At 40.0% G+C, this 7,455-nt stretch carries 6 protein-coding genes; 3 read left to right on the forward strand and 3 right to left on the reverse strand.

From position 1 onward, the window contains the following. Positions 1-550 precede the first annotated feature (550 nt). Positions 551-1,543, forward strand: a complete 993-nt coding sequence (locus tag J2T13_RS25800; RefSeq protein ID WP_429375534.1) for a YiiG family protein — start codon at positions 551-553, stop codon at positions 1,541-1,543. Positions 1,544-2,005: 462 nt separating this feature from the next. Here the strand turns inward: J2T13_RS25800 and J2T13_RS25805 are convergent, their stop codons facing one another. The 3 genes from J2T13_RS25805 to istA form a co-directional block, all read right to left on the reverse strand. After that, positions 2,006-2,260 (reverse strand): GNAT family N-acetyltransferase, encoded by a 255-nt coding sequence (locus tag J2T13_RS25805; RefSeq protein WP_429375543.1) that lies wholly within the window; start codon positions 2,258-2,260, stop codon positions 2,006-2,008. A gap of 130 nt (positions 2,261-2,390) precedes the next feature. Then, positions 2,391-3,170: an IS21-like element helper ATPase IstB gene (istB, locus tag J2T13_RS25810; protein ID WP_429375536.1), complete on the reverse strand. Its 780-nt coding sequence runs from the start codon at positions 3,168-3,170 to the stop codon at positions 2,391-2,393. Next, positions 3,167-4,750 carry an IS21 family transposase gene (istA, locus tag J2T13_RS25815; protein ID WP_429375538.1) on the reverse strand — a complete coding sequence of 528 codons (1,584 nt, stop codon included), beginning with the start codon at positions 4,748-4,750 and terminating at the stop codon, positions 3,167-3,169. Before istA ends, istB begins: the two co-directional genes overlap by 4 nt. A gap of 146 nt (positions 4,751-4,896) precedes the next feature. Here istA and J2T13_RS25820 point away from each other — a divergent pair, with 146 nt between their 5' ends. Together J2T13_RS25820 and J2T13_RS25825 are read left to right on the forward strand one after the other, a co-directional pair. Then, positions 4,897-5,715 carry a Wadjet anti-phage system protein JetD domain-containing protein gene (locus J2T13_RS25820; RefSeq protein ID WP_429375539.1) on the forward strand — a complete coding sequence of 273 codons (819 nt, stop codon included), beginning with the start codon at positions 4,897-4,899 and terminating at the stop codon, positions 5,713-5,715. 176 nt (positions 5,716-5,891) lie between these two features. Then, entirely contained in the window at positions 5,892-7,406 is a 1,515-nt protein-coding gene (locus J2T13_RS25825; RefSeq protein ID WP_429375541.1) for a hypothetical protein, read from the forward strand. Positions 7,407-7,455 lie beyond the last annotated feature (49 nt).

The following is a 7,455-nucleotide window of genomic DNA, read 5'->3' on the forward strand; positions in this document are numbered from 1 at the left end:
ATTAAAGGGCTTTTGACCCGTAGCGTACTTCCATCGTACAGAGGCGCTCGTTTTTTTACAAAGCTGAAATTTATCCATCTACAGGAATCTAACGGAGAACGTTAATTCAATGAAGCATTGACAATCAAGGAAAGAATTATATGTGATACAAACCTGTTACAAATATTTCTTGTAAGAGATTGAACCACTTGTCAGATTTCATCCTATTGAAAGTCGCATATTATGCGGATTTTTTTGATTTATGGGATCAAGTTCATGACATTGAGCGGTGATTTTGACTCCGACTGGCTATTTCACTTTGTCACCTTATCATACTCATGTTACATCCTCTTTAAAGTGTCGACAAATAAATTTACAAATTCTGCTACTCAAGACTCAAGATATATTCACTAAATAATTCTAAAATTCAATAGATGTGTTTCACAATCAACATTGATATGGGGAGAAGAGGGAATTTAATCGACCAGAAGAGACCAGTTGTTCTCTCTCCTATTCAGACATCTTACAAAAGAAAAGCACGATAAATTACTCAGTCGGAGGAATCACTATTTTGAGAAAGCTATCATTCGTTATTGCCATGATCATGTTAGGTGCAATGTTGTCCGCTTGTTCTGCCATTACATCCACCGTGGATCAAGCGGCTGAAGGCGTTACATCCGACGAGAGCAAAGAAATCGATAAATACAATGCGTATGTGAGGCTGAATAACTTGATGACAGGCAGAATCAATGAGGTTCTGGTTCATTATTTCGAGAAGTTCGGAGTTGATACACAGCCTGTAATCGAGAAGAACTTCAGCTTCATCATGCTCGGCGTTGCTGAAACTGAGCGGGGAGTTGTTGATAAAGCGAACGGCTATACCGCAAGCCAACCTGCTTATGCGAACGCAGACCCGCTAGTGATCAAACTGACACCGGTCACAAAAGATCTGTTGTCCGTCCTGGACGATATGAAAGCCTACTATGATACGAGAGGCTACGTGGATGATGATTTCGCAAAAGGAAAACAGCTGCATACCAAGCTGGTAAGTGCCAATCTCGCTTACGAGACTGTCGCCAAACAATACTTCACGGCTTTGCAAAAATTGGGTAACCAACAGCGTCTGGCTGAACTGCAAAAACTCAAGGATTCAGACCAGCAGATCAGGTATAATGCCTTGAAGTTCATGATAGATGCCGAGGCTACGGCCATTGAAATGGATGAGCAGGGAATCACCGCCGACAATGTGCTGCAGCTTGATATGACGAAGTTTAAAGCCAAATACGACATCATGACCGCAGATCTGAGTGCGCTCATGACAATCGCAAAAGACAAGAAACGAATTCAAAAAGAAGGGATTAACAGCTTCAGTATCGAGAGCTATGTTGATTCAGCCACTGAGGCAAAAGCGGCCGCTTCAAAAATCATTGAACGCATCAATAAGAAGGAACCTGTATCTGATTCTGACCTGAACGGCCAGTTCCTGAACACTACGGATGGTACACCTGAGAATTTCAATTATCAGCTAAGCAAGACAGTCGAACGATATAATGAAATGAATTAAGCGCGTCTAACGAATGATATCATTGGTTTTATATTTGAAGATGTCGATTTTGTAGATGTTGGTTTACTTTTCCATCACTTAATGATTAATCCAGTTAACTTCCAGATAATATTTCATGTTGATTTAGATTTTTACGTAGAATTGATGCCAATGATAGCTTGGGAACCTAACTATAATGTAATTGCACAGTGAACTCATTTTTCTTAAGCAACAACAATAGTGTCACTGAACATTTTGATCAATCTTTGTTCAAAGCGATGGCATTTTGTATACTGTAAAATCTAGCATTGCCGTTCAGTTTAATCAAACTTTATTCTAAAGCTACAGCATAAACACAACTAAAAAATCTTCAAAACGCGGTTAAGTCAACGTTTTGAAGATTTTTGTGAGTTTCATAGCTTTCATTTGGAGAGGTTTTATATTCCGAATGTATAGAGTAAGAAATATATACTTTTGATTATTTTACTGAAATTTATCCCACTCTTCTCTTAATAGACCAAATAAATAGATATCATGGAATGATCCAAATCTAAAAATTTCATTGCGTAAAATACCTTCTTTAATAAAATGACACTTTTCGTAAGAACGAATGGCATTGGAATTGAAACTAAACACTTGTAGTTTAATTTTATTAATGTGAATGTAATTAAAAATAAACGAAGTTAATGTATTCATCGCGTCTGTACCAAAGCCTTTATTTTGCCATTTATCGCCGATATGTAATTGTCAACAGAAAATTCCCCCACATGAGCATTTAAAACTCCCCCACCTATGAAATAATAGTACAAAGTAGATGAGGAAATTTCTCCAAGCGATAGATAGGTGGATTGGTGGAGTAGTGCTTCAATTATCCTAGTTGCTGCTTTAATAACCACTCCTTCGTTTCCTTCATGCGATACGAATTCCCATTCATATTCACGATGTAGGATTGATGTGTTAGACGATCAATCATAGCTGCGGTCATGACAGGGTCTTGGAAGATCTCTCCCCAACGTTCAAATGACAAATTGGTTGTAATAATCGTAGATTTACGACCGGCACGAAGGGACAGGTGAGTAAATAAGAGCTCCGATCCTTCCTTGTCAAATGAAATGTAACCCATCTCATCGGCAATAACTAGATCGTATTTCTCGAACCGATTCTGAAAGGCCCGAAGTGTTTGCTGGGATCGGCATTCTTTAATCTGGTTAATCAGCAAGGGGACTGTCGTGAACCACACCTTATAGCCCTCCATACAAGCCTTAATCCCAAGTCCCAAAGCTAGGTGGGTCTTACCCGTACCTGGATTTCCAGACAAGATGACGTTGCGTCCCTCCTTAATAAAGTCTAAGCTTTTCAATTGCTTCAGCTTCTTCTGCGCATCTTCAGGCAAATCGTTGACGGATAAATCCTCTAGATATTTCTTGTGTGTGAATTTGGCTGAACGAATACGGTTATACCGGGATGCTTCAAGCCTTGCATCACATTCCTTTTGCAGCAGGTGTGCCAAAAGCTCTTCATGGCACATCTCCTTTTGGTTTGCTTCTTGAATCTGCTCCTCGACATGTTGCCGTATCATTGAAAGTTTCAATTCCGTACAGGACGTCATGACGGACTCCATCCATGCTTTTCGTGGGGATTGACTCATGCAATCACCTCTTTCATTTGTAGAGTGTGTGTGCCGAACAGTTCGTCATATTGACGTAATTGTGCTTTAGCATACCTTAATATGACCTGGGATGCTTGTGTAGATTGTAGAGGAGGCGCTGTTATATCGCGTCTTTTTGCACATAACGCTTTTATTTTATCTGTCGTTACATGGCTCGGGTGTATATTGCATAATTGCTGAATGCTATGTTGCACTTCTTCCAGTTTGGCTTCGGTAAACATATATTGTAGCAACTCTACAAAATCCTTTTCATGTCTGGTATAATAAGTCTCATATATATGTTTGATGTGGGATTGAGCCTGCGCAAGTGCCGTGCTACCGGCTAATGCGCCAGGCTTTTTCTTTAGGGTTTCAAGGTAATGCGCGAGTTCTAATCGCCATTCATGACATCCAACCAGCCGGTGATGTTCAGCGATCTTCGTTTCCTCAACAAAACATTGAATAAGACCAGAGTAGATTTTAACGAAGACGAGCTTACCCACAAGATAATCGGGAACGGAGTAATGGTTCTGGTCCACAACGACCGTTGCATATTTATCCACCCGTGCATGTGTGACGCGTGCTGCGTCAAAGATAGGCAATTTCATTAATAAGAACGGCCGTTCCTCCTCTAAGCAAATTGTCGCTGACTTACCTTCCCGGAGGTCTTGAGACTTATTATTCAGTCGATCACATATTTCTAGTAGATAGATATTAGCTTCCTCCAGGGTCTCAAACGTATCCCGAAAGGCGAATGCTTTACGACGCGCGACCTCAACGGTTCGCTCCACATGACCTTTTTCGTTGCCACTACGGACGTTACAGAATCGAAACCCAAAGCCATAGTAAACGGACAGTTGTAACAGCCCATCCGTGGGTTCTTTCTCTGTACCGACAAAGCGTTTGACTGCAACTTTCATATTGTCGTAGACGAGAGTTTTATACACACCGTTTACTTGTTCGAAGAATCTGGCATGGGCCTCTTGGAAGCACTCTGTGGTTTGTTTGGTAAACAGATAAGCATAGCGGAAGTTCCCATAAGCAGAGGTGAAAGCAGCCATTTGGAATACACGAAGCGTTCCATTCACCGTAAGTTTGACTTCACCCCAATCGAATTCACATACATCACCAGGTTCATATGAAGCTTTAATGTAGGCTTCTTTTGTTTGTTGTTCTAGTTGCCTAATGACACGTAACACAGTGCTGTAACTGATGTCTGCACCATCTGCCGCCATGGCTTCATATATATCCATCGGCTTCTTTTGCTGCTTACGCTGCCCTTTTTGCCGCTTCTCTTCATTCTCATTTAGATGCTGTTGAATGGTTTGCTCCATAGCTTCTGTTAATTTACGCTTGGGTCGTTTTCCTGTTGTATACGTCGGGGTTTCTACAATATTACGAATAAGCTCAATCTGCCCACCTTCTCCACGAAGCAGTTCCTTTCTTTGTTCTTCATATTTCTCAATGTATTTACGAATGGTCTTACGATCCACTCCTGTCATTCGGCCAATCTCTCTCTGTGATCTTCCTTCTCGATAATGCATCAAGATAATATTCTGTTTTTGAATCAAACTGATCATCTCTCCCAACCCCCACATCATCGTTATGATTCTATGGGTTATATCGGTTTGGGTGGGGGAGTTTTAAATGATTACGTTGGCGTACTTTTAAGTTAACAGATACACTGGGGGCCGTAGCGGCATTAGAAGTGCAACGTTCGGTAGGAATGGATATAAACGATATAAAAAGTTATGCGGATGCGGTGCGTGTATTACAGGAATTGCCGGTTATATCAGGAGATATTCCAAAGCGTATGCTTAGCATGCGAGTGTTCGGCAACAGCAAGTATTTCGAAAAACATGTCGAACGAAGGCTCATGTCTATTGTAAGGCAGGGAATGGGGGAAGCTTCAGAATTGGGGGAAGGAGAACTGGATTTGATTGGCATTGTACCTCACCCCAAACCTGTTCTGATGGGCGGTGGTGGGCAGTTCACTCTGAATGGAGCAAAATTATCATTAGAATTATTCCCAGATGGAACGGCCTTGTACCCCGAAACTCTGAAAATATTTCAATGGACCCACATAAATGTGGAACAAATTGTAATGATTGAGAATTTGAGCAGCTACCATCAATGGCTTCGGGTCCGGCAACCTATACGGGAATTGGTTATCTATACTGGCGGTTTTCCGCACGGTGTCCTTCAATTATTCTTACGGGGTTTGTGGAACAGATTGCAGACTAAAAACGCCTCCATCTCTATATTTCACTGGGGGGATATAGACTTGGGTGGCATCCAGATTTATCGTTTTCTACAACGTGACTGTCCTTTTGACATTCATCCTTTGTTCATGGATGAGGGAACTCTTAGACAATTTGGAGAGGTATGTAGAGAACAGCCGGATCGTTATCGACAGAAAGCCAATGATCTGCTGCAAAGTGAATCCTACGCCAATTGGCACGTCTTACTGGAAACGATGGCTCAAACAGGTTTACGTCTGGAACAAGAGGCTATACCGGATGAATTTGTACAAGAGGTTTTTTAATTCTGAGAAAGACTACTGAAATAAACGAAGGCATCTTAATCATTCGTCGCGGCAGTGTAACAAGATTATTATTAAGTGAATCCATGGACTTCCTCAAAAAAAGACTCCTTTGAATCCTTGGATTTCGGGAGTCTTTTTTTTGGAATGTCAACTAAGCTGAAGGTGAGGAAGAAGGAATGCTTACAATTGAGCAGTACATAACAAAAATGAAAAAAAAGGATAAGTTAGATGAGTTCGATTTTAAAAATCACGCCGAAAACATGTCTACTGTCTTGAAGTATGTAATGGAGTATTTCAATAATTATTTGAATCCGGAGGAATACGATTATGAAAACATTAAGACAGAGCAGTCCGCATTAAAAATCACTCAGGAGATCGAGAGTTCATTTCTTAAAAGCAAAGATTTTATTATTGAATACTATAGAAAAACAAGGAGTCGGATAGATCGGATATTGAAATCATGGATGTATGAGAAGAAGTACGTTCATCTATTTTATAGTGTCGAGGATTATGAGTATACCATTTATAAGTTCTGTAACAGTGGAAAAATGAAAGGAACAGAGATTGAAAAGTATCGGGATCAATTGATCATTTTGGCAGAAGAGATAAAAGTAAAGGAGACAAATAAACCAACCCTTTCCGGATTTAAATATTTGGATAGTAGCCTAATCGACTGGGTGAGGGAGACATACCGCAATTATGGCGTAAATTTATTTGAGTTTGTTCAAAATTATACAGGTGCTTTTTTTGATGAATACATAGAGCGAATTTATAACAGGGAATCAGAGCAATTCTATTATATTAATAGATACAATCATAGGTACAATGATAACCCGTTTAATATGGCGGGACTGTATATGGAGAACGAGCATCGTCCGTTTATTAATGGACGTAAAGGCGAATTGGAAATGCTAATCATGTACGTATGGGTATTCGAGGATGCAAACGATGAGGAATACTGGCCTGAGTATTTGAATTTATGCATCTCTACTGGAAGAGTAGGCATTGTAAAACGTATTAATGTGTTAGTGCCTGTAAAAACGAAGGGCATGACGTACCCGATTGATATTAAGAGCAATATGATATTTATCGAAACGACAACAGGGCTGTTAAAGAGTGCTCCGAATAAAGCGTACATTTTGCGTCTGAGCTATGAAAAAGAGAATGATTTATTGTGGAAAGACACTGTACGACTTGACGTGATTTTGAAAAATTTAACGGAAACGTTTTCCCAATATGGGTTGCCTGAAACACTGGAGTTGTTATCCCCTTTACGGTCTCAAACCTATGGTGAAGAGGAATTTTTTAGGCAGTATTCTTTTCTCGAGAAAAGTCTGAAAAAATATAAGACCATGAAAATTGCTTTGGTTAATGCACGGAAGAAGCAAAATGGGAAATCAAAATATCTGATGCAATCTGTTGAGGACGTTGTAAACATCAACAATGTGGTCAAAGAAATGAAGTATAAATTAAAGTTTACCCTAGATCTTTCAAGGCTGACTAAACAGAAAAATTATAGCAGCGATTTCGAGGAAGACTTTAATCGGCTTAGCGAGATAAGAACTGCGATTGTTGGCATTCATTTGTCCAAGTTCCCTAGCCGAACGGGATTTTCTCATAAACAATATAAAGACGGAAACGCCTATGTATCTGCTAATCTAAAAGTGTACCACTTACATAGTCATTGCTAATCCAAAAGTTGACCACCCTGAGCCAACACCCTGTTATGCTAATTCATAT

The sequence above is a fragment of the Paenibacillus sp. DS2015 genome, assembly GCF_050433705.1.
GTDB lineage: Bacteria > Bacillota > Bacilli > Paenibacillales > Paenibacillaceae > Paenibacillus_AQ.